This is a genomic window from Rhodosalinus sp. (assembly GCF_046542825.1).
Lineage (GTDB): Bacteria > Pseudomonadota > Alphaproteobacteria > Rhodobacterales > Rhodobacteraceae > Rhodosalinus.
The window spans coordinates 1-21201 of record NZ_JBKHAQ010000046.1 but is presented as its reverse complement, the minus strand read 5'-3'; the positions used below and the strand labels follow the sequence as shown (position 1 = coordinate 21201).

The following is a 21201-nucleotide window of genomic DNA, read 5'->3' as shown; positions in this document are numbered from 1 at the left end:
GCTTCTGCTGTTCGTACTTGAACTTGCCGAAATCCATGATCTTGCAGACCGGCGGGTTGGCGTTGGGCGAGATTTCGACAAGGTCGAGGCCCACAGCCTCGGCCGCCTGAAGTGCCTTGGCCGGTGGAACGACGCCAAGGTTTTCTCCCTCGGGGCCGATCAGGCGGATTTCCGGGACCCTGATGCGGTCGTTGACGCGGGGGCCTGTCTCGCGCGGCGGCGGCGCGTTGTGCGGTCTGCGGGCTATGGGTTCGGTCCTTGTATCGTGGAGGAATTCGCTTGCGGAAGGTAAACCTGCCTCCGGGCCGTTTCAAGCGGCAATCGCGGGGCCTGCGGCGCCGCATGGCAGCATTCGGGCGACAGGTCCAGTGGCTTTGCCGTCAGCCGACGAAGGCCTTCTCCACGACGTATTCGGCGGGCTCGGAATTGGCGCCCTCGCGCAGGCCGGCGCCTTCGAGGATCGCCTTCATGTCCATGTTGAAACCGAGCGAGCCGCAGACCATGGCGCGATCCGTCGCGGGGCCGAAATCCGCGATGCCGAGGTCGGAGAACAGCGTGCCGTTCTCGATCAGCGTGGTGATCCGGCCCATCTGCGCCGTCTCCTCGCGCGTGGTGGTGGGATAGTAGGTCAGCTTGTCGCCCACCATCTCGCCGATCAGCGGGTCGTCCCTGAGGCCGGCCACCAGTTCGCGGCCGTATTCCAGTTCGGCCGCGTCGCGGCATGTGTGCGTGAGATAGACCTGCTCGTAATCCTCGTAGGTCTGCGGGTCGCGGATGAGCGAGGCGAAGGGCGCGAAGCCCGTGCCGGTGGAAAAGAACCAGATGCGCTTGCCGGGCAGCAGCGCGTCATGCACCAGCGTGCCCACCGGCTTCGGCCGCAGGATGATCTGCTCGCCGGGCTTGATGTGCTGGAGGCGAGAGGTCAGGGGGCCATCCTGCACCTTGATCGAATAGAACTCCAGCTCGTCCGCCCAGGAGGGCGAGGCGATGGAGTAGGCGCGCAGCAGCGGCTTGCCGTTGTCGCCCAGAAGGCCGATCATCACGAACTCGCCCGAGCGGAAGCGCAGCGAACGCGGGCGCTCGACCTTGAAAGAGAACAGCCGGTCGGTCCAGTGCCGCACCTCCGTCACGGTGGCGGCATCGGGCAGCGTCGGGCTGCGGGGCGCGTCGGTCTCTGCGGCGGTCTGGGTCACTGTCACTCTGCCTTCGGTCAGCGTTGGGTCACGGTCAGTCGTGCGATAGACCGCGAGAACAAGGTAAGCTTTGATCCACGTCAGATAAGGGGCGCGGCGATGTGCCGGCATGCCGATGCCGGGTCGAAGTTGCCTCGGAACAGGACAAATTCCCAAGAGTTCACGCTATGGTAACGTAAAGCGAAACGACAAGAGGTTTTGGTCGCAAAATGGCGTCATCAAGTTCTGCGGGCAGTGCCTCGGTCGCACCGAAGGTTCGGCTGGACGAGATCGACAGGAAGATCCTGCGCGAGTTGCAGCGCGATGCCGGCCAGTCGCTGGAGGAAATCGCGCGCGCTGTGGGCTCCTCGAAGACGCCGGTCTGGAACCGGATCCGCAAGATGCGCGAGGCGGGGATCGTGGGCAAGCAGACGGTGATCCTGGACGCCGAGGCGCTGGGCTTCGAGGCGTGCTTCTTCGTGCTGATCCGCACCGCCCAGCACGAAAGCGGCTGGCAGGAGAGGTTTCTCACCGCCGTGCGCGAACGGCCCGAGGTGCTGGAGGCGCACCGCTTGGCCGGTGACATCGACTACATCCTGAAGGTCCGGGTGAAGAACGCGCGCGCCTACGATGCCTTCTACCAGGCGCTGATCGCACAGGTGCAGGTGCACAACGTCACCGCCCTTCTTTCGATGGAAGAGATCAAGGCCACCACCGAACTGCCGGTCTAGCGGCGCGAGACCATCAGCCGTTCCAGCCCGTGGAAGTGGTAGAGGTCGGCATAGTGCGGCCGTTCGGCCAGGCGCAGGCCGGGGCAGCGGTCGAAGAGCAAGCCCAGCGCGATGCGCAGTTCCAGCCGTGCAAGCGGTGCGCCCACGCAGAAATGCAGCCCGGCGCCGAAGGCGAGGTTCGCGCGGGGCGGCCGGGCAGGGTCGAAGCGCTCGGGCGAGTGCCAGACGGCCGGGTCGCGGTTCGCCGCGGCCAGCATCAGGGCGACCTGCGCGCCGCGCTCGAAGCGGTGGCCCGCCAGTTCGACCGGCTCGTAGGCGTAGCGCGTGAACAGGTGCAGCGGCGGGTCGAAGCGCAGGATTTCCTCGACGGTGCCCTCGATCCGCTCGGGGACGAGGGCCGCAGGGTCCGTTCGCTCCTCCAGCAGGGTCTTCACGCCGTTGCCCAGGGTGTGGACAGTGGCCTCGTGCCCGGCGTTGAGCAGCAGGATGCAGGTGGCGATCAACTCGTCGGTGCTGAGCTTCTCGCCCTCCTCCTCCGCCGCGATCAGATGGGTGATCAGGTCGTCCGCGGGCCGCGCGCGTCGCTCCTCGACGTAATCGCGCAGGAAGGCGGCGAACTCGGCGGCCGCGCGGGCGGCGGTGTCCTCGATCAGGCGGTCGCGGCGGGCCTGATACATCGCGACCATGGCGTTCGACCATGAAAGGAGCTGATCCGCCATCGAGTCGGGCACGCCCAGCAGGCGCGCAATGACGATCACCGGCACCTGCTGCGCGTAGGCGGGCAGCAGGTCGAAAGGGCCGTCGGGGAAGCGGTCGATCAGCGCATGACAAAGCGCCTCGATTTCCGGCGCCATCGCGGCGATCCTGCGGCTGGTGAAGGCGCGCAGCACCAGACCGCGCAGCCGCGTGTGGCGCGGCGGCTCGAGCTCCAGCATCGAATGTGCCTCGACCGCGTGGAAGGCGGCCAAGTGCGCGGGCGGCGCCTCTGCCTGCTCGGGCGGCACCTCGCGCCCGAAGCGGCGGTCGCGCAGGAGGGCATCCACGGTGGCGTGGTCGAACGCCGCGGGCATCCCGTACTCCTCCCACCAGACCAGCGGACCCATTGCGCGCGCCCGGGCGTAGAGGGGGTAGGGGTCCTGCACGAAGGCAGGCTCGGTCGGGGACTGGGACAGATGCTGCATGCGCGCGGTCTGCCCCGTCACGATCGGCGCGGCAAGAGACGCGAAAAGCTGAGCTTTCCTGTCGGAAAAGACTTGACCCTCCCGCCCGATGCTTTATCCGAGTGATTGTGTCGGGTAACCGACGCGCAACAGATAAGGGAGTATCCCATGACCAACATCCGTCGCACCGCGTTGACCGGGGCGGCCGCCATGGCCGTCGCGCTCACCTCGGCGCCCGCGCTCTTCGCGCAAGACGAGCTCAACCTCTATTCCTCGCGCCATTACGACACCGACGAGCGGCTCTACTCGGACTTCGAGGAGATGACCGGCATAACCATCAACCGCATCGAGGGCAACGCCGACGAACTGCTTGCCCGGATGGAGGCCGAGGGCGAGAACTCGCCCGCCGACGTGCTGCTCACCGTGGACACCTCGCGCCTCGAGCGGGCGAAGGACATGGGCCTTCTCCAGTCCGTCGACTCCGACGTGATCGAGACGCGCGTTCCCAGCTTCCTGCAGGACGAGGACAACCAGTGGTTCGGCTTCTCGCAGCGGGCGCGCATCCTGTTCTACGACAAGGAAGAGGTCGAGAACCCGCCGCAGACCTACCAGGATCTCGCCAGTGACGACTACGAGGGAATGGTCTGCATCCGCTCGGGCACCAACGTCTATTCGCAGACCATCCTCGCCGCGCTGATCGAGCATCTGGGCGAGGACGCGGCGCGCGACTGGGCCGCGGCCGTGGTCGACAACTTCGCCCGCGACCCGCAGGGCGGCGACACCGACCAGCTGCGCGGAATCGCGTCGGGCGAGTGCGACATCGCGATGTCGAACACCTATTACTTCGCCCGCGCGATCCGGACGGACGTGGACGGCCTGTCCGACGACGCGATGGAAAACATCGGCTGGGTGTTCCCGAACCAGGACAGCTTCGGCGCGCACATGAACCTGTCGGGCGGCGGCGTGGCAGCCAACGCGCCCAACCGCGACAACGCGATCCGCTTCCTCGAGTACCTGACCACGGACTCGGCGCAGGAATACTTCTCGGCCGGCAACGACGAGTATCCGGCGGTTCCGGGCGTGGCGCTCTCGCCCTCGGTGGCCGAACTGGGCTTCTTCAAGCCCGACGATCTTGACGCTTCTGCCATCGCCGAGAACGTGCCCGCCGCACAGCGCATCTTCAACGAGGTTGGCTGGGAGTAACCCTCGGCTCTTCCAGCCGATCCGGGGCGCGGTCCGCGAGGGCCGCGCCCCGTTTCGTTTTCGGGCGCTGCCGTGTCGAGAAAAAGGGGGGGCTGTCGGCCCCCCTCGCGCCTGCGGCGCTCACCCCCCGAGGGTATTTCGGGCAAGAGGAAGGCACGGGCGACGCGGCCCGTGCCAGGGCGGTGCGAGCGCGCAGGGGCGGCGCGTCAGCGCAGCCCCGTCTCTTCCAGCAGGCCCAGCCGCTTGGCCTCGTAGTAGTAGCCGCGGGCGTACCACATCACCGCGGCATCCATGTCGCCGCCGGAGACGAGCCAGGCGCCGCGCAGGTAGCGGCCGGCGTATTTCAGGTTCGTCTCCGCATCGAGCAGCTCGCGCGCCGGACCCCGGTGGCCCATGCTGCGCGCCGTCGCCGGCAGGATCTGCATCAGCCCGTAATAGGGGCCTGCACGGTTGAGCGCGTCCGGCCGGTAATCGCTCTCGCGCTGGATCACCTTGTGGAAGAGGTCGCGCGGGACGGCGTAGTGGTCTGCCCACGTGTTGATCTTCTCGCGCAGCGCCGGCGTCTCGCCGGGGTAGAGCGGCTTGCGGGGCGCCGCGAACGACATCGTGCCGACCTGTGCCTCGCCCGTCTGGCGCCCGCTTCCGCAGCCGGCAAGCGGCACCAGGGAGAATGCGAGGATGGCGCGGCGGCTCAACTGTCGCACGAGGGGGCTCCGGCAAGGGCTCTGTGGTGTCGCGTTACCCGTGGCGCAGGGGCCTTGGCAAACGCGGAGTCGCCGCCGCGCCGCGATGGGCGCGCTTCCGCCCATCAGCCGAAGCGCGGCGGCCGTCTTGCAAGGTTGGCGGCCACGGCCTCCATCTGGTCGGCGCCGCCGATCAGCCCGGCCTGTTCGCGCGATTCGGCCAGCAGCACCTCGCTTGCCGATGCCCCGCTTTCGGCCGCGCCGATCAGGCGCTTGGCCGCGCGCACCGCGCTGGGGCTGCGGCCCGCGATCCCTCGCGCCAGCGCCAGCGCGGCCTCCCGCGGGTCGTCGGCGATCTCGGTGACCAGACCCAGGCGCAGCGCCTCCTGCGCCGGGACGGGACGCGCCGTATAGGTCAGCCGGCGCAGCACGTCCGATCGCAGGAGCCGCGGCAGAAGCACCATGCCGCCCATGTCGGGCACGAGGCCCCATTTCATCTCCATCACCGCAAGTTCCGCGTCCGGCGCGGCGATGCGGATGTCGGCCCCGGCGGCGATCTGCAGGCCGGCGCCGTAGACCTGGCCCGTGAGCGCGGCGATCACCGGTACGGGCAGGCGGTGCCAGACCAGCGCCGCCTGCTGCCATCGGTTCGCGTCGCCGTGGGTGCGCGGCATGACCATGGCCTGCGGATCGGTCGCGCCCATCGCGCCGAAGCTGGCGAAGTCGAGCCCGGCGCAGAAGGCGCGGCCCTCGCCTGAAAGCACCACGGCGCGCACATCGTCGCGGTCCACCTCCGAGCCGGCGGCGATGATCGCCTCGAGCATCTCGGGATCGACGGCGTTGAGCTTGTCGGGGCGCGCGAGCGTCACCCGCGCGACGTGATCCGCGATCTCGACGGTGACGCGCGCCATGCCCTGTCCTTTCCTGTCACGCCGGGCTGTGTGCCCGGTGCGACTATCCCCCAGCCGAGGCCGGAGGTCCATCGCGCCCGCCGCCCGAAAGGATCTGGTCCCGTGCGGCGCGGAAGGGCGCGGTCATCTGCCAGCGCCGCAGCAGCGCGAGGTCGATCACGACATAGGGAACGCCGGCGCGCCGCGCCGCGGTCTTGATGCGGAACTCGTAGATGTCTTCGCCCCCGTCGGTGTCGACCAGGACGATCATCGGCTCCCTGTCCGTCATTTCGGCCGCGAAGAGCGCCTGCTGCAGCGAATCGAGGCTGCTGCGCCGGTCGAGTCCGACCTCGATCGCGTGGCCCTGGGTCACGCAGTCGGGGACGATGTAGCTCTGCGCGGCATGGATCGTGACGGGGATGCGCGGCTCGACCTCTCCGCCGAAGAACAGCGTGCAGATGATGGGAATCAGGTCGACCTCGCGCATGGGCGCATCCTAGCGCGGATCGGGGGCCAAGCGTTAACCTTTCGTTAACGAAGGTTAACGCCAGAACCAAATATGGGTGCACCAAATACGGGCGCATCGGATAAGGGGTGCCCGTCGGGCCGGGGGCGGCGCGCCTACGGCATCGGGAGCGGCCGATCTTGCCCGCCGCGCGCGGCCGTGCGACATCTGCCGCCCATGACCGGACCCCGCTTCACCCCGCTGATCCAGAGCCTGCCCGCCACCGTGCCCTTCGTCGGCCCCGAGACGCAGGAGCGCGACCGCGGCCGCCCCTTCGACGCCCGTCTGGGCGCCAACGAGAGCGTCTTCGGCCCCTCGCCCCGCGCCGTGGAGGCGATGCAGGCCGCCGCCGCCGAAGCCTGGAAATACGGCGACAGCACCAGCCACGACCTGCGGCACGCGCTGGCCGCGCATCACCGTGTCGCGCCCGGGCACGTCATCGTGGGCGAGGGGATCGACGGCCTGCTGGGCTATCTCGTCCGGATGCTGATCGAACCGGGCGATGCGGTGGTCACCTCCGACGGCGCCTATCCCACCTTCAATTATCACGTCGCGGGTTTCGGCGGGCGGCTGCACAAGGTGCCCTACCGCGACGACCGCGAGGACCCGCAGGCGCTGGCCGCGCGGGCGGCGGAGGTGGGCGCGAAGCTGCTTTACTTCTCCAACCCCGACAACCCGATGGGAACATGGCACGGGGCGGAGGCGGTGCTGCGCCTGATCGACGCGCTGCCGGAGGGCTGCCTGCTGGTGCTGGACGAGGCCTATGTCGATTTCGCGCCCGGGGGCACGGCGCCCGTCATCGACCCGGCGGACCCCAGGGTGATCCGGATGCGCACCTTCTCCAAGGGTTACGGGCTGGCGGGCGCGCGGGTGGGCTATGCGCTGGGCGCCGTCCCGCTGATCGCCGCCTTCGAGAAGATCCGCAACCATTTCGGCATGACGCGGATGGGACAGGCGGGTGCGCTGGCGGCGCTGCAGGATCAGGCGTGGCTGGCGCAGGTGGTGGCCCGGACCGCGGAGGGCCGCGCGGGCATCGACCGCATCGCGCGGGCCAACGGCCTGTCAACGCTGCCCTCGGCCACGAACTTCGTTGCTGTGGACTGCGGCCGGGACGGTGACTTTGCGCGCCGCGTGCTCGAGGGGCTGGTCGCGCGCGGCGTCTTCGTGCGGATGCCTGGCGTGGCGCCGCTCGACCGTTGCATCCGCATCACGGCGGGCCGGCCGGAGGACCTTGGGCATCTGGAGCAGGTCCTGCCCGAAGCGCTGGCAGAGGCGACGGCCCCCGCGGAGGGCTGACTTGCCCCCCCCGGTTCGGGGCGGTTGACGCAGGCGGCAGCCGCACGCAGTGCCAGAGGCCGTGCGGCCGAAGGCCGCTCCGCCAGGAAGCCGCTGGCTCAGCCGGCGCCGAGGTGCAGGTAGGTTTCGGCGAAGCGTTTCTCGAGATGCGGGCCCGCATGGATGACCTTGCCCGAGCCCGTCGGTGCCACGTTCGCGTCCCAGTCGGGGTTGACGAAGAGCGGGACCGAGATGCGCTCCTCCGCGCCCCCCACCACGCGGTGGGGTGTGGCGCGCACCCTTCCGCCGCTCCACATCTCGAGCATCTCGCCGAAATTCACGATGAACTCGCCCGGCGGCGCGGCCACCGGCACCCACTCGCCGCCCGGCACCATCACCTCGAGTCCCGGCACGCCGTCGGTGGCCAGCAGCGTCAGGCAGCCATAATCGGTGTGCGCGCCGATGCCGAAGTCGCGCGGGCCTGCGCCTGTCGGGCGCGGCGGGTAATGGTTCGCGCGCAGCAGCGCCATGGGCCGTGTGAACTTGTTGGCGAAATGATCCTCCCCGGCGCCCAGAACGCGGGCGATCGCCCGCAGCAGCCGAAGGCTGACCGCCAGCGCGTCGCGCTGATAGCGTTCGACCGTCTTCCGGAACGCGGGCAGGCCCTCGGGCCACAGGTTGTCGGCATAAACGGAGAGGCCCCGTGCGCGCCATGGATCGCCGGGGGGCAACTCGAAGCCGCAGTCGAAGACTTCCTTGTAGTCGGGGTTGGACGCGGGATCGACGCGCTCGGACCTCGGCCCGCCCCAGCCACGGTTCGCTCCGGTCCGCGCCATGTCGATGCGGCGCTTTTCCGTCTCCGGCAGGGCGAAGAAGCTGCGGTAGGCGCCGATCAGCTCTGCCACCTGCGCAGGCGTGATGGCCGTTGAATGCAGGGTGAGAAAGCCGGTCTCGGTGACCGCGCGATGCAGCGCCGCCAGTTCAGCGGGCGCCCTTGCGTCAAGCGCGCGGGCATCTAGTCGGGGGATCGGGCCGGGGTGGGTCATGCACGCGATGTAACCACGCCAGCCCGGGGCGCAAGGCGGGGTTGACGTTCCCCCGCCGCGTCGAAGAATACGGGCATTTGCGCAGGCGCTGGGAGTGAAGGCATGCGGCGACGGCTGGCGGCGGGCAACTGGAAGATGAACGGCGGCCTCGCCTCGCTCGGGGAGATCGACGCGCTGGCCGCTGCGCATCCCGCACCAAGGAGCGAGGTGGTCATCTGCCCGCCCGCGACGCTTCTCGTCCCCGCGCGCGATCGCGCACGCGGCACGCCCCTGCGGCTCGGCGGTCAGGACTGCCATGCGGAGCCCGCGGGCGCGCATACCGGCGACATCTCCGCCGCGATGCTGAAGGAGGCGGGCGCGGCCTATGTCATCCTTGGCCATTCCGAACGGCGCGGGGATCACGGCGAGACCGGCGAACTGGTGCGGGCCAAGGCCACGGCGGCACAGGCCGAGGGACTGACGGCGATCGTCTGCGTGGGCGAGCAGTTGTCGGAGCGGGAGGCCGCGAACACGCTCGACATCATCGGCGGGCAGATGTCTGCCTCGATCCCCGACGGCTCGACCGGGCACAATCTTGTCGTCGCCTATGAGCCGGTCTGGGCCATCGGCACGGGCCGGACACCCACGCCCGACCAGATCGGCGAGGTGCACGACTTCATGCGCGCCCGGCTAGAGCGGCGCTTCGGCGCGGGGGTGGGGCGGTCCGTCCGGCTGCTCTATGGCGGCTCGGTCAGGGCCGGCAACGCCGAGACGATCTTTGCCGTGTCGAACGTGGACGGTGCGCTGGTGGGCGGCGCCAGCCTGACGGCGGCAGAATTCGCGCCCATCGTTTCGGCGCTGGAGGCCGCAGCGGGATGAACCGGCGGCGACCTCCTCTCGGTGCGCTGGGCGCAACCTTGCGGCTGGGCGCACTGGCCGCGGCGGCGCTTTGCATCCTGCCGATGGCGGCAGTCGTGCTGGCGGCCTTCATGGGCTCGTTCGAGACGCTCGCCCATCTCGCCGACACGGTGCTATGGCGTTACGTTTTCACGACGCTGCAACTGGTGGTGCTGGTGGGGCTGGGCACGGCGGCGATCGGCACCGGCGCGGCCTGGCTGGTGACGATGACCCGCTTTCCGGGCGTGCGGGTCTTCGAGGTGGCGCTGGCTCTGCCACTGGCCTTTCCGGCCTATGTGATGGGCTACGCCTACACCGATTTTCTCGACCATCCCGGCGCGGTGCAGACGTTCCTGCGCGAGATCACCGGCTGGGGGCCGCGCGACTACTGGTTCCCCGAGGTGCGCTCGACCGAGGGGGCCGCGGTCATGCTGATCCTCGTTCTCTATCCTTATGTCTACCTGCTTGCGCGGGCGGCCTTCCTGCAGCAGTCGGCGACCGCCAATCTTGCCGCGCGGGCGCTGGGGCAGGGGCCCTGGGGCGCCTTCTGGCGCGTGTCGCTGCCGATGGCGCGGCCGGCGATCGCGGGCGGCGTGCTGCTTGCGGTGATGGAGACGATCGCGGATTTCGGCACCGTCAGCTATTTCGGCGTGCAGACCTTCGCCACCGGCATCTACCAGAGCTGGTTCTCGATGGCCGACCGGGCGGCGGCCGCGCAGCTTGCGCTCTGCCTGCTGGTCTTCGCGCTTTTCCTTGCCGTGCTCGAACGGGTCACGCGCGGCGACGCGCGCCACCACGCGGCCGGCCGGCGGCACGAACAGGCGGTGGCCGTGCAGCTCACCGGGTGGGCGAAATGGGCGGCGATGGCGCTTTGCGGATTGCCCGTGCTCTTCGGTTTCCTGCTGCCCGCCGGGCTCTTGCTGGAGATGGGGATCGGTTCGGGGCAGGACCTGCTGTCGGAGCGTTACCTCAACTTCATCCGCAACTCCGTCACTCTGGCGGGGGCTGCGGCGGCGGTCACGGTGGGCGCCGCGGTGCTCTTGGGCGCCTACCAGCGGCTGGAGCCCGGGCGGCTGTCCCATGGCGCCGCCAACATCTCGCGCATCGGCTACGCAGTGCCGGGGGGCGTGATCGCGGTGGGGCTGCTGGTGCCCTTCGCCGCGCTCGACAACGCCATCGACGCCTTCATGGAGGCGCGCTTCGGCATCGATACCGGGCTACTGTTCACCGGGTCCATCTGGCTTCTGGTCGCGGCCTACACGATCCGCTTCATGGCGGCCGCGCTCAACACCTACGACGGCGGGCAGGCCAGCCTGCATCCCAACATGGACGCTGTGGCACGCACGCTGGGGGCCACGCCCGGCGGGCTGGTGCGGCGGGTGCATCTGCCGATCCTGCGGCCCTCGGTGATGACCGCGCTGCTCATCGTCTTCGTCGACGTGATGAAGGAACTGCCCGCAACGCTGATCATGCGGCCTTTCAACTTCGACACGCTGGCGGTGCAGGCGCACCGCCTGGCCGCGGACGAGCGGCTGTCTGGGGCGGCGGTTCCGAGCCTGGTGATCGTCGCGGTGGGGCTGCTGCCCGTGGCGCTGGTCTGCCGGACACTGGGGCGGCGAAGCGAAGAGGTGCCGCGCGCAACGCCCGCGCCGGTTGCCGAACTGCCGGGCGCGGCGGAGTGACGCGCGCCCGCCGCCCTGCCGTGACGCGAGCGCCGCTCCGTCCCGCTTGACCCTACCGGGCCGTCGGGCGAGTGTCCGCGCAACCCGACCGGAGCGCCCATGGCCCGCACGCCGCCCCCCTTCGCCGCCTTCGAATGGATGATCGCCTGGCGCTACCTGCGCGCGCGCCGGGCCGAGGGCGGCGTGTCCGTCATGACCTGGATCAGCCTGATCGGGATCACGCTGGCGGTCTTCGCGCTGATCGCCACGCTTGCCGTGCGCTCCGGATTCCGGGCGGAGTTCGTGGACACGATCCTGGGCGCCAACGCGCATGTCACGGTCTATGCCCTGCCGTCGGCCAACGAGCAGGGGGCGGTGGTGCGCGAGATCCCCGAATACGGGGAAATGGCCCAGCGGCTGGCCGATCTGCCCTTCGTCACCCGCGCCGCGCCGCTGGTGCGCGGGCAGGTCATGGCCACGGGCAACGCGCGCAACACGGGGGCCGAGATCTACGGCATCGCGGCCGGGGATCTGGCCACCCTGCCGCGCATCGCGGACCCGGAGATGGCCTCGGGCGACATCGACCGCTTCGGCGAGGGCGTGGCCATCGGCTCGGGCATCGCGCGGGAGCTGGGGCTGGCGGTGGGCGACCGGATCCGCCTGATCTCTCCCGACGGGGTCAAGACCGCCTTCGGCACCTCGCCGCGCGTGAAGGCCTACGAGGTCACCTATATCTTCACCGCCGGGCGCTACGACATCGACCGCACGCGCATCTACATGCCCTTCGAGGAGGCGCAGAGCTACTTCAACCGCGAGGGCACGGCCGACGAGATCGAGGTCATGGTCACCGATCCCGACCGGGTCGACGACTACGCCCCGGAAATCCTGCAGGCGGCGGGCGACGCGCAACTGTGGACCTGGCGCGACAGTTCGGGGGCCTTCCTGCGCGCGCTCGAGGTCGAGGACAACGTGATGTTCGTGATCCTGTCGATCCTCGTGCTGATCGCGGCGATGAACATCGTCTCGGGGCTCATCATGCTGGTCAAGAACAAGGGGCGCGACATCGGCATCCTGCGCACGATGGGCTTGACCGAGGGGGCGGTGCTGCGGGTGTTCTTCATCTGCGGGTCGTTCACGGGACTGATCGGGACGGCGGCGGGCGTGGTCCTTGGGGTGCTCTTCGCCATCTACATCGACCCGATCTTCGCCGCGGTGAATTATTTCTCCGGCGGCGGGGTCTGGGATCCGTCGGTTCGCGGCATCTACCATCTGCCCGCGAAGCTCGAGATGGCGGACGTGCTCTCTGCCGTCGCGCTGTCGCTGGGGCTGTCCTTCGTGGTCACGATCTTCCCGGCGCGGCGGGCGGCGCGGATGAACCCGGTCGAGGCGCTGCGCTATGAGTGAGCCGACGCTGCGCCTCAGCGGGATCGCAAAGACCTACAATGCTGGCCGCGAGAACGAGGTGCAGGTTCTGCGCGGTGCCTCGCTGACGCTGCCGCCCGGAGAGGTCACGGCGCTGGTCGCGCCGTCGGGCGCGGGGAAATCGACGCTTCTGCACATCGCGGGCCTCCTCGACGTGCCCGATGCGGGCAGGGTCGAGATCGGCGGGCAGGACATGACAGGCGCGGGCGACCGCGCGCGCACACGAACCCGGCGGCGCGAGGTGGGCTTCGTCTATCAGTTCCATCACCTGCTGCCAGAGTTCTCGGCGCTGGAGAACGTCGTGCTGCCGCAACTGGCCGAAGGGATGGCGAAGCCCGAGGCGGAGGCGCGCGCGCGGCGGCTCTTGGACAGCGTGGGCGTCGCCGACCGGGCGGATCACCGGCCCGCCGCGCTCTCGGGGGGCGAGCAGCAGCGCGTGGCCTTCTGCCGGGCGCTCGCCAACGCGCCGCGCCTGCTGCTGGCCGACGAGCCCACCGGCAACCTCGATCCCGCCACCTCGGACCGGGTGTTTGGCGCGCTTATGGCGCTGGTGCGCGAGACCGGTCTCGCGGCGCTGATCGCTACCCACAACCTTGAGCTTGCCGCGCGGATGGATCGCCGGCTGCGGCTCGACGACGGGCGCGTGGTGCCGGCCTGAGCCGCCTCAGCGCCGCAGGTAGTCCATGACCGCGGCGCGCACCGACTGTTCGCCGCGGGCGCGTGCCTGCGCGATCACCTCCCGCACCTCGCCCAGGTGCGAGCGCCGAATCAGGTGCTTTACCGGCCCGATCGAGGCGGGGCGCATCGACAGGCAGCGAATGCCCACCGCCGCAAGGCAGAGCGCCTCGACCGGGCGGCCCGCGTCCTCGCCGCAGAAGGACAGCGGCGTGCCGCTGTCGGCGCAGCGTTGCACGATCTGCTCGATGAAGGTCAGGAAGCTCACGTTCAGCGTGTCGTAACGGCGGCGGACCAGTTCGTTCTCGCGGTCGGCGGCGAAGAAGAACTGCTTGAGATCGTTGCCCCCGATCGAGAGGAACTCGACCTCTTCGAAGAAGCGGTTCGTGGCGAAGGCGAGGCTGGGCGTCTCCAGCATCGCGCCGACCTCCAGCGAGGCGGGCAGGGGGTGGCCCAGGATGCGCTCGCGCTCCAGCGCCTTGTCCATCTCGGCCCGCGCCGCGCGCCATTCCTCGTACTGCGCGATGAAGGGGAACATCACCGTCAGCGGCCCGCCCTGCGCGGCGCGCACCAGCGCCTGAAGCTGCATCCTGAGCACGCCGGGCTTGTCGAGGCCCACCCGGATCGCCCGCCAGCCAAGCGCCGGGTTGGGTTCCTCGATCGCCTTCATGTAGGGCAGCACCTTGTCCGAGCCGATGTCGAGCGTGCGGAACACCACGCGCTTGCCCTGCGCCGAGGCCATGATCCGGGCGTAGAGCGCCGAGAGCTCCGACCGGCGCGGCATCTGGCTGCGGATCAGGAACTGCAACTCGGTGCGGAAGAGGCCCACGCCCTCTGCCCCCGACCCTTCGAGCGAGGGCAGGTCGGCCATCAGCCCCGCGTTCATGTGCAGCGAGATCACCGTGCCGCAGCGCGCCTCGGCCGGCTTGTCGCGGATCGAGGCATAGCGCTTCAACGCCTCGGCCTCCATCGCCATCTTGTCGCGGAAGGCGGTGGCGACGCTCTCGTCGGGACGCAGGTGCGCGACCCCCTGTTCGCCGTCCACCGCGATCGGATCGCCATTGAGCGCCTCGGTCGTGATCCGGTCGGCCTGCACCAGCAGCGGAATCGCCAGCGCGCGGGCGACGATCGCGGCATGGCTGCCGACAGAGCCCTCTTCCAGCACCGCGCCCTTCAGCCGACGGCCGTAGTCCAGAAGCTCGGCAGGCCCGATGTTGCGCGCGATCAGGATGGGATCCGCTGGCATCTCGGCCTCGGCCGCCTTTCCCTGCCCTGTGAGCAGCCGCAAGAGCCGGTAGGACAGGTCGTCGAGATCGTGCAGCCGGTCTCGCAGATACGGATCGGTCACCTGGCCCAGACGCGCGCGCGCCGCCGATTGCTCCTTTTCCACGGCCGCTTCGGCCGAAAGGCCCGAGGCGATGCTTTCCTCCATCCGCCGCAACCAGCCGCGGGAATTGGCGAACATGCGGTAGGCTTCCAGAACCTGAAGCTGTTCGGCATCGCCGTCCGCCGCGCCGTCGAGCATCCGGTTGACGCCCACGCGCAGCCGCTCCACCGCCTCCGTGAGCCGCTTGAGTTCGGCCTCCGGGTCGTCCGCGATGGGCCGGGTGACGACCACGCGCGGTTCGTGCAGCCAGACGTGGCCCATCGCCACGCCCTCCTGCCCCACGGTGGCACGGATCGTCACGGGCTGCTGGTGTCGGGCCTTGAGCGCGGCACCCTCGCCCACGAAGGCGCCCAGTTCGGCCATCTCGGCCACCACCATCGCGACGACCTCGAGCGCGTAGATCTCGTCCGCGTTGTAGTCGCGCGCGTCCTTCGACTGCACCACCAGCACGCCCAGCATCTCGCCCAGCCGCTGGATCGGCACGCCGAGAAAGCTGGAATAGGCCTCTTCCCCCGTTTCCGGCATGTAGCGAAAGCCGCGCTCGGCGGGCGCGTTCGCGCTGTTGACGACACGCCCGGTGCGCGCGACGCGGCCCACCAGGCCCTCGCCCAGCCGCATCCGGGTCTGATGCACCGCCTCGGGCCGCAGCCCCTCGGTGGCGCAGAGCTCCAGCGTTTCCTTGTCGCGGAACAGATAGATGGAACACACCTCGGTGCCGATCGATTCGGCGACGAGCGTGGTCACCCGGTCAAGCCGCTCCTGCCCCGCGCCCGCGGACGCCATCGCGTCCCGGAGCCGGCCAAGCAGCTTGCGGCTGTCGCTTTCGGACCTGTCGGGCATTGCCTGCGCGTCGCTCCTCGCCCCGGGGATCACACCGCCGGACTATAGATCACAACCGGGGGGATGAATGAAACGGCTATTGCGCGAGAGCGCGCTCAGCCCGTCTTTTCAAGCTCGAAGGCGTCGTGCAGCGCCTGCACGGCAAGCTCCATGTATTTCCGGTCGATCAGCACCGAGATCTTGATCTCGGACGTGGTGATGACCTTGATGTTGATGCCTTCCTCGGACAGCACGCGGAACATGCGCGCCGCCACGCCCGACTGGCTGCGCATCCCGATCCCCACGACCGAGACCTTGGCCACGCTCATGTCCGAGACGAGCTCGCGGAAATTGATCTCGCCCGCCTCGCGGGCTTCGGTCAGCGCCTTTTCCGCGCGCTTCACCTGATCGGTGGGCAGGGAAAAGGTCATGTCCGTGCGCCCCTCTTCCGAGATGTTTTGCACGATCATGTCCACGTTCACGCCGGCATCCGAAAGCGGGCCGAAGATCGCGGCGGCGATGCCGGGGCGGTCGGCCACCGAGGTCAGCGTCATCTGCGCCTCGTCGCGCGAGAAGGCGACGCCTGAGACGGGTTTCGATTCCATGATGTCCTCCTCGTCGCAGACCAGCGTGCCGGCCGCGTCGTCCTGTTCCCCGAAGCTCGACAGCACCCGCAGCTTCACCTTGTAGCGCATGGCCAGCTCGACAGACCGGGTCTGCAGCACCTTGGCGCCCAGCGAGGCCAGTTCCAGCATCTCCTCGAAGGCGATGCGGTCGAGCTTGCGCGCCTTCTCCGACACGCGCGGGTCGGTGGTATAGACGCCGTCGACGTCGGTGTAGATGTCGCAGCGCACCGCGTCGAAGGCGGCGGCGAAGGCCACCGCGGTCGTGTCGCTGCCGCCCCGGCCCAGCGTGGTGATCCGGCCCTCGGGGCTCACGCCCTGAAAACCCGCGACCACGGCCACCTTCATGCCTTCGTCGAACTTGCGGCGGATGTTCTCGGGCGGGATCGCCTCGATCCGCGCGGCGCCATGGGCCGAGGTGGTCTGCACGGGCACCTGCCAGCCCTGCCAGCTGCGCGCGGGGATCTCCATCTCCTGCAGGGTCAGCGCCATGAGCCCGGCGGTCACGTTCTCGCCCGAACTCACGACGGCGTCGTATTCGCGCGCGTCATAGAAGGGGGAGGTTTCGTTCACCCAGCCGACAAGCTCGTTGGTGCGGCCCGCCATGGCCGAGACGATGACGATCACCTCGTGCCCGTTCGCGACCTCGCGGCCGACGCGCTTGGCGGCGCGGCGGATACGGTCGAGCGTGGCGACGGAGGTGCCGCCGAACTTCATCACGAGCAAGGACATTCGGGCCTGCCTCGGGGTGCTGGAGTCGCTGCCCTTTAGGCAAGCGGCGCGCGCCGCGCAAGGGGGCGCTTGTGCGCGGCAGGGGGCGCGGCTAGGCAGGGGCGATGCTGCTCTATCGCCTGCTGATCTCGGCGCTTGCGCCGGTGCTGGCGGCGCGCTTCGCGCTGCGCTGGCTGCGGGGGCACGAGGACGGCGCGGCACTGGCGGCGCGGCTGGGGAGGGTGCCTGAGGGCGGGCAGGGGCCGTCCATCTGGCTGCACGCGGCATCGAACGGCGAGCTTGCCTCGGTCCGGCCGGTGATCGAGGCGCTGCGCGCCGAACGCCCCGATCTTGGCTGGCTGGTCACGACCAACAGCGTCACGGGCCGCGATCTGGCGGCGGGCTGGGGCCTGCGGGCCGCCGTGGCGCCGCTCGACCTGCGCTGGGCCGCCGCGCGGCTTCTGCGGGCCCGAGACGTGCGGTTGCATCTGACGGTCGAGTCGGAGCTCTGGCCCAACCGCATCGCCGCCTGCGCGGCTCGCGGCGTGCCGGTCGCCGTGGCCGGGGCGCGTCTGTCGGAGCGCAGCGCGCGGGCCTGGCGGCGGTTGCCGCGGCTCGCGCGGGCGACGCTGGGGCGTCTTGCCCATGTTTCGCCGCAGGACGAAGACAGCGGGGCGCGTCTGGTGGTGCTGGGGCTGGACCCTGCGCGGCTTGGGCCGGTGCTGGACCTGAAGGCGCTCTATGTCCCGCCCGATGTTCGGCCCGACCCGGCGCTGGCAGAGGCCTACCCGCGCGCCCGGACCTGGCTTGCCGCCTCCACCCACGAGGGCGAGGAGGAAGCCGTGATCGCCGCGCATCTTGCCGCCCGGGACGCCGAGCCGGGCCTGCGGCTGATCCTTGCGCCGCGCCATCCCGCGCGGGCCGGGGCGGTGGCGCGGCTGCTTGACGATGCGGGCCTGTCAGTCTCGCGCCGCAGCCGCGGCGAGGCGGGCGCAGAGGTGCTGCTGGCGGACACTCTGGGCGAGATGGCGCAGTGGTATGCGCTGGCCGGCCGGGTCTTTGTCGGCGGGTCGCTGGTGGCGCGCGGCGGGCATACGCCCTACGAGCCTGCGGCCTTCGGCTGTGCGCTGATCCACGGGCCCGAGGTCGACAATTTCCGCGCCGCCTATGCCCGGCTGGCCAGGGCTGGCGCGACGCAGTGTGTCGCCGATGCCGCGGCGCTTCGCCACGCGCTCGCTGCGCTCGCCGATCCGGCGGCGCAGTCGGCCGCCGGCGCCGCGGCCGCGCAGGCGCTGCGTCCCGCGGCCGGTCTGGACGGCCTGCTGTCCGCGCTGCGCCCGCTCCTGCCGCCGGACCGGGATCGCCGGGCGCTGCCGACAGGGTATTGAGCGCGTCGGAGTTGCACAGCCGTGCCAATGCCTTATGTTGCGGCGGCAGTCACTGGAGCAGGTTGCGAATGATCCGCTACGCCTTGAAATGCACCGAGGGCCACCGCTTCGACAGCTGGTTCCAGTCCGCCGCCGCCTTCGACAAGCTGGCGGGTGCCGGGATGATTTCCTGCGCGGTCTGCGGAAGCGCCGAGGTCAGGAAAGACCTGATGGCGCCCAGCGTGAGCGCGGGCGAGCCGCAGGCCGTGACCGCGCCCGCGCCGCCCGAACGTCCCGAGCGCCCGCTTTCCGCGCCTGCCCATCCCGCCGAACAGGTGCTGCGGCGGATGCGCGCCTTCGTCGAGAAGCATTCCGAGAACGTCGGCAGGAATTTCGTGCAGGAGGCTCGCGCCATCCATGCGGGCGAGGCGCCCGCGCGACCGATCCACGGACAGGCGCGGCCCGAAGAGGCGCGCAAGCTGGCGGAAGAGGGCGTGCCGGTCGCGCCGCTGCCTTTCGATCCCGAGGCCAAGAGCAACTGACGTGAGCGCGCCGCATGCAGTGGTGACCGGCGCGAGCCGGGGAATCGGCGCGGCGCTGGCCCGTGAACTTCGCGCGCGCGGCTGGCAGGTGACGGCCACCTCTCGGGATGAAGGCGGCGATCGGCTGGCCCTCGACGTGACGGATCCCGCCAGCTTCGGCGCGCTCGCCCGGGTGCTGGACGCGCGGCCCGTGGACCTGCTGGTCTGCAACGCGGGCATCTACCCCGACAAGGGCCAGAGCCTCCATGACGGCTTCCCGCCGGAGATGTGGGCCGAGACCTTCGCGACGAATGTCACCGGCGTCTTCCTGACGGTGCAGGCGCTGCTGCCCAACCTGCGCGCGGCAGAGCGGCCGCGGATCGCCGTGATCTCGAGCCAGATGGGATCGAGCACGCGGGCGGCCGGCGGCAGCTACATCTACCGTGCGTCCAAGGCCGCCGCGATCAACCTGGGCCGCAATCTCGCCGCCGATCTGGCAGGAGAGGGAATCGCGGTGGGCATCTATCATCCCGGCTGGGTGCGCACCGGGATGGGCGGCGCGGGCGCCACGCTGTCGCCGGGGGACTCCGCGAAGGGCCTCGCAGACCGCGTCGAGGCGCTCGACATCGCCACCTCCGGCCGCTTCGAGACATGGGACGGCCGCGAACATCCCTTCTGAGTTTGGTTCCTGGCTTGGGGGTAGGCGTGAAAAGTTTTTCACTTCAAAGTGATACCCGGAAAGTCGCCTGTGGATAACCCTCGTTGGACCGTCTGACGCAGGGTCAGCCTCCGGAAATCACGCTAATCGTTGTAGCGCCTGCAGACCGCCACGGTCTGTCCCCCGAACCGCTCCGCGATGTGGCGGTTGATGAAGGTCTCGCCGCCGGGGTGGTGTCCGCTGGTGGCGATGCAGGCACGCATGGCCCGGCTCCCGCTGTTCACCGCGATCCGGCAGCCGTGCGATGCACCCCGCGCAAGCTGGTGCCCCCTCGCGGTTCACAGGCAGACCTTTTGCTTTTATGTCCAGACCAATCGCGCACCACGCAGTCCCCCCGGAGCCGCCCATGTCCGCCAGCTTCCGCAAGATCAAGTCCGACGTGCGCGCCCGAATCGCGCGAGGCGACTGGTCTCCGGGCGAGACGCTGCCGACAGAGGCGGACCTCGCGCAGCGCTACGCCTGTGCGCGCGCGACCGTCAACCGCGCGCTGCGCGAACTCGCCGACGAGGGGCTTCTGGAACGACGGCGCAAGTCCGGAACGCGCGTGCGCACCGTACCGTTGCGGCAGGCCCGGCTGGACATTCCGCTGGTGCGCCGCGAGATCGAGGAGAAGGGCGCGGCCTACCGCTATGCGCTGGTCCTGCGGGACGCGCTGGCCGCGCCCGACTGGCTGGCCGCCAGGCTGGGCCTGAAGGGCGCCGCCCCCGTGCTGCACCTGATCGCGATGCACTACGCAGACGGGGCGCCCTATCAGCACGAGGACCGGTGGATCGCGCTCGACACCGTGCCGCAGGCCAGCACCGCGGATTTCACCGCGCAGGGGCCGAACGAATGGCTGGTGGCGGAGATTCCGTTCACCGACGCCGAGATCAGCTTTCTCGCTGCCGCGGCAGAGCCCGCGCTGGCCGCGCACCTCGGCTGTCGGCCGGGCGATGCGGTCTTTCGCATGGAGCGTGTCACCTGGCTCGGGGGCGCGCCGGTTACCTTCGTGCGCATGAGCTATCCCCCCGGCCATCGTGTGACCACGCGCTATTGATCCAGGCCGGGCGCGGCCGGGGATGCCAGGGCTCTGGCCAGGCCGGCCCTTCCGCTGCGCGCGCCCGTCGCCGCCACCCGACACGGACGGATCGGGTGCCGCGCTCGACAAGGTGCTTGCCCCGGCCTGTCGCGATGCCTCTGCGACCTGCTGAAAGAGCATCGGCTGGGCGTGCAGACTGAAACGGTCGAAGAGGTCCGCATCGACGGAGAGTGGTTCAAGTCAGTTTGAGAGCCGCCCATGTAAAAGCCCACCGGGGGCCCAGGCGGAAATCCGGCTCGTAAGCACCTGCAAATAAATTAAAACTGAAAGGAAAACTGGTGGGCGACCCTGGATCGCATGCCAGTCTGGCAAACCATCGACGTGGCTGCAACCGCTTGGCGGGCAGGTTGCGATTTGTCCCACCTGTGTGGCTCACCATGCCATCTAACAGGCCGCTGAAATAGTCCTGTCCCGACAACGATTTGAGAACATGATTCACCCTTCGCACGGCAACGGCGGGGGTGATGATGCGCGGGGCGGACGAGACGAGCAGGTCGCTATTCAGCTATGTCGGTCTGGAGGAGCGCATCCCGGCGCGACATCCGCTGCGCAAGATCAGACAGGTCGTGAATGACGTGCTCGCCAGCCTCGATGCCGAGTTCGAGGTGCTTTGCTGAACCGACAGATCGAGACCGTGAAGGCGGAGCGCGACGCACTTCTTGCCGAGATGCAGACCAC

General features: G+C 69.7%; 20 protein-coding genes and 1 pseudogene. 12 read left to right on the top strand and 9 right to left on the bottom strand.

Features of this window, described 5'->3' with window-relative positions; translation table 11 throughout:
- On the bottom strand, positions 1–247 hold a 247-nt coding region (gene infC, locus ACLFOB_RS08025; RefSeq protein WP_410925737.1), incomplete at its 3' end, for a translation initiation factor IF-3.
- A gap of 133 nt (positions 248–380) precedes the next feature.
- Complete coding sequence (locus ACLFOB_RS08020; RefSeq protein WP_410925735.1) at positions 381–1193, bottom strand: ferredoxin--NADP reductase; 813 nt, start codon at positions 1191–1193, stop codon at positions 381–383.
- A gap of 209 nt (positions 1194–1402) precedes the next feature.
- Between ACLFOB_RS08020 and ACLFOB_RS08015 the strand changes: the two genes are divergently transcribed.
- Positions 1403–1903 carry an Lrp/AsnC family transcriptional regulator gene (locus ACLFOB_RS08015; RefSeq protein ID WP_410917525.1) on the top strand — a complete coding sequence of 167 codons (501 nt, stop codon included), beginning with the start codon at positions 1403–1405 and terminating at the stop codon, positions 1901–1903.
- Here ACLFOB_RS08015 and ACLFOB_RS08010 read toward each other — a convergent pair.
- Positions 1900–3084, bottom strand: a complete 1185-nt coding sequence (locus ACLFOB_RS08010; protein ID WP_410925734.1) for a cytochrome P450 — start codon at positions 3082–3084, stop codon at positions 1900–1902. The two genes, ACLFOB_RS08015 and ACLFOB_RS08010, sit on opposite strands and share 4 nt — an antisense overlap.
- 189 nt (positions 3085–3273) lie before the next feature.
- On the opposite strand from ACLFOB_RS08010, the gene ACLFOB_RS08005 reads away from it, so the two are divergent.
- Positions 3274–4266, top strand: a complete 993-nt coding sequence (locus tag ACLFOB_RS08005) for an extracellular solute-binding protein (protein ID WP_410917529.1) — start codon at positions 3274–3276, stop codon at positions 4264–4266.
- 206 nt (positions 4267–4472) lie between these two features.
- Here ACLFOB_RS08005 and ACLFOB_RS08000 read toward each other — a convergent pair whose 3' ends face one another.
- From ACLFOB_RS08000 to ACLFOB_RS07990, 3 genes are all read right to left on the bottom strand, one after another.
- On the bottom strand, positions 4473–4961 hold the full coding sequence (locus tag ACLFOB_RS08000; RefSeq protein WP_410925736.1) for a lytic transglycosylase domain-containing protein: 489 nt from the start codon (positions 4959–4961) through the stop codon (positions 4473–4475).
- 113 nt (positions 4962–5074) lie between these two features.
- Positions 5075–5860 (bottom strand): crotonase/enoyl-CoA hydratase family protein, encoded by a 786-nt coding sequence (locus tag ACLFOB_RS07995; protein ID WP_410925733.1) that lies wholly within the window; start codon positions 5858–5860, stop codon positions 5075–5077.
- 43 nt (positions 5861–5903) lie between these two features.
- Entirely contained in the window at positions 5904–6326 is a 423-nt protein-coding gene (locus ACLFOB_RS07990; RefSeq protein WP_410917522.1) for a hypothetical protein, read from the bottom strand.
- A gap of 195 nt (positions 6327–6521) precedes the next feature.
- Between ACLFOB_RS07990 and ACLFOB_RS07985 the strand changes: the two genes are divergently transcribed.
- The gene (locus ACLFOB_RS07985) at positions 6522–7640 is read left to right on the top strand and encodes a pyridoxal phosphate-dependent aminotransferase (RefSeq protein ID WP_410925732.1); all 1119 of its coding nucleotides are present in this window, start codon (positions 6522–6524) and stop codon (positions 7638–7640) included.
- A 98-nt stretch (positions 7641–7738) separates the two neighbouring features.
- On the opposite strand, the gene ACLFOB_RS07980 is transcribed toward ACLFOB_RS07985, so the two are convergent.
- Positions 7739–8665, bottom strand: a complete 927-nt coding sequence (locus ACLFOB_RS07980; protein WP_410925731.1) for an isopenicillin N synthase family dioxygenase — start codon at positions 8663–8665, stop codon at positions 7739–7741.
- Positions 8666–8767: 102 nt separating this feature from the next.
- Between ACLFOB_RS07980 and tpiA the strand changes: the two genes are divergently transcribed.
- From tpiA to ACLFOB_RS07960, 4 genes are all read left to right on the top strand, one after another.
- Positions 8768–9523 carry a triose-phosphate isomerase gene (gene tpiA / locus ACLFOB_RS07975; RefSeq protein ID WP_410925730.1) on the top strand — a complete coding sequence of 252 codons (756 nt, stop codon included), beginning with the start codon at positions 8768–8770 and terminating at the stop codon, positions 9521–9523.
- Positions 9520–11223 (top strand): ABC transporter permease, encoded by a 1704-nt coding sequence (locus ACLFOB_RS07970; RefSeq protein WP_410925729.1) that lies wholly within the window; start codon positions 9520–9522, stop codon positions 11221–11223. The genes tpiA and ACLFOB_RS07970 overlap by 4 nt, the downstream gene beginning before the upstream one ends.
- A gap of 99 nt (positions 11224–11322) precedes the next feature.
- A complete protein-coding gene (locus ACLFOB_RS07965) occupies positions 11323–12606 on the top strand; it encodes a lipoprotein-releasing ABC transporter permease subunit (protein ID WP_410925728.1) in 1284 nt (427 codons plus the stop codon).
- Positions 12599–13282, top strand: coding sequence for an ABC transporter ATP-binding protein (locus ACLFOB_RS07960; RefSeq protein ID WP_410925727.1), 684 nt, complete (start codon positions 12599–12601; stop codon positions 13280–13282). Before ACLFOB_RS07965 ends, ACLFOB_RS07960 begins: the two co-directional genes overlap by 8 nt.
- Positions 13283–13288: 6 nt before the next feature.
- Here the strand turns inward: ACLFOB_RS07960 and ptsP are convergent, their stop codons facing one another.
- Together ptsP and ACLFOB_RS07950 are read right to left on the bottom strand one after the other, a co-directional pair.
- Positions 13289–15526, bottom strand: coding sequence for a phosphoenolpyruvate--protein phosphotransferase (ptsP, locus tag ACLFOB_RS07955; protein WP_410925726.1), 2238 nt, complete (start codon positions 15524–15526; stop codon positions 13289–13291).
- 95 nt (positions 15527–15621) lie between these two features.
- Positions 15622–16860 carry an aspartate kinase gene (locus ACLFOB_RS07950; protein ID WP_410917831.1) on the bottom strand — a complete coding sequence of 413 codons (1239 nt, stop codon included), beginning with the start codon at positions 16858–16860 and terminating at the stop codon, positions 15622–15624.
- Positions 16861–16964: 104 nt separating this feature from the next.
- On the opposite strand from ACLFOB_RS07950, the gene ACLFOB_RS07945 reads away from it, so the two are divergent.
- The 5 genes and pseudogenes from ACLFOB_RS07945 to ACLFOB_RS07925 all read left to right on the top strand — a co-directional run.
- On the top strand, positions 16965–18227 hold the full coding sequence (locus ACLFOB_RS07945) for a 3-deoxy-D-manno-octulosonic acid transferase (protein ID WP_410925725.1): 1263 nt from the start codon (positions 16965–16967) through the stop codon (positions 18225–18227).
- Positions 18228–18295: 68 nt separating this feature from the next.
- Positions 18296–18748 (top strand): DUF1178 family protein, encoded by a 453-nt coding sequence (locus ACLFOB_RS07940; RefSeq protein WP_410925724.1) that lies wholly within the window; start codon positions 18296–18298, stop codon positions 18746–18748.
- 1 nt (position 18749) lies between these two features.
- The gene (locus tag ACLFOB_RS07935) at positions 18750–19406 is read left to right on the top strand and encodes an SDR family oxidoreductase (protein ID WP_410925723.1); all 657 of its coding nucleotides are present in this window, start codon (positions 18750–18752) and stop codon (positions 19404–19406) included.
- Positions 19407–19791: 385 nt separating this feature from the next.
- On the top strand, positions 19792–20481 hold the full coding sequence (locus ACLFOB_RS07930; protein ID WP_410925722.1) for a GntR family transcriptional regulator: 690 nt from the start codon (positions 19792–19794) through the stop codon (positions 20479–20481).
- 509 nt (positions 20482–20990) lie between these two features.
- Positions 20991–21134: pseudogene (locus tag ACLFOB_RS07925) on the top strand (IS5/IS1182 family transposase); the annotation flags it as partial.
- Between the last annotated feature and the right edge of the window lie 67 nt (positions 21135–21201).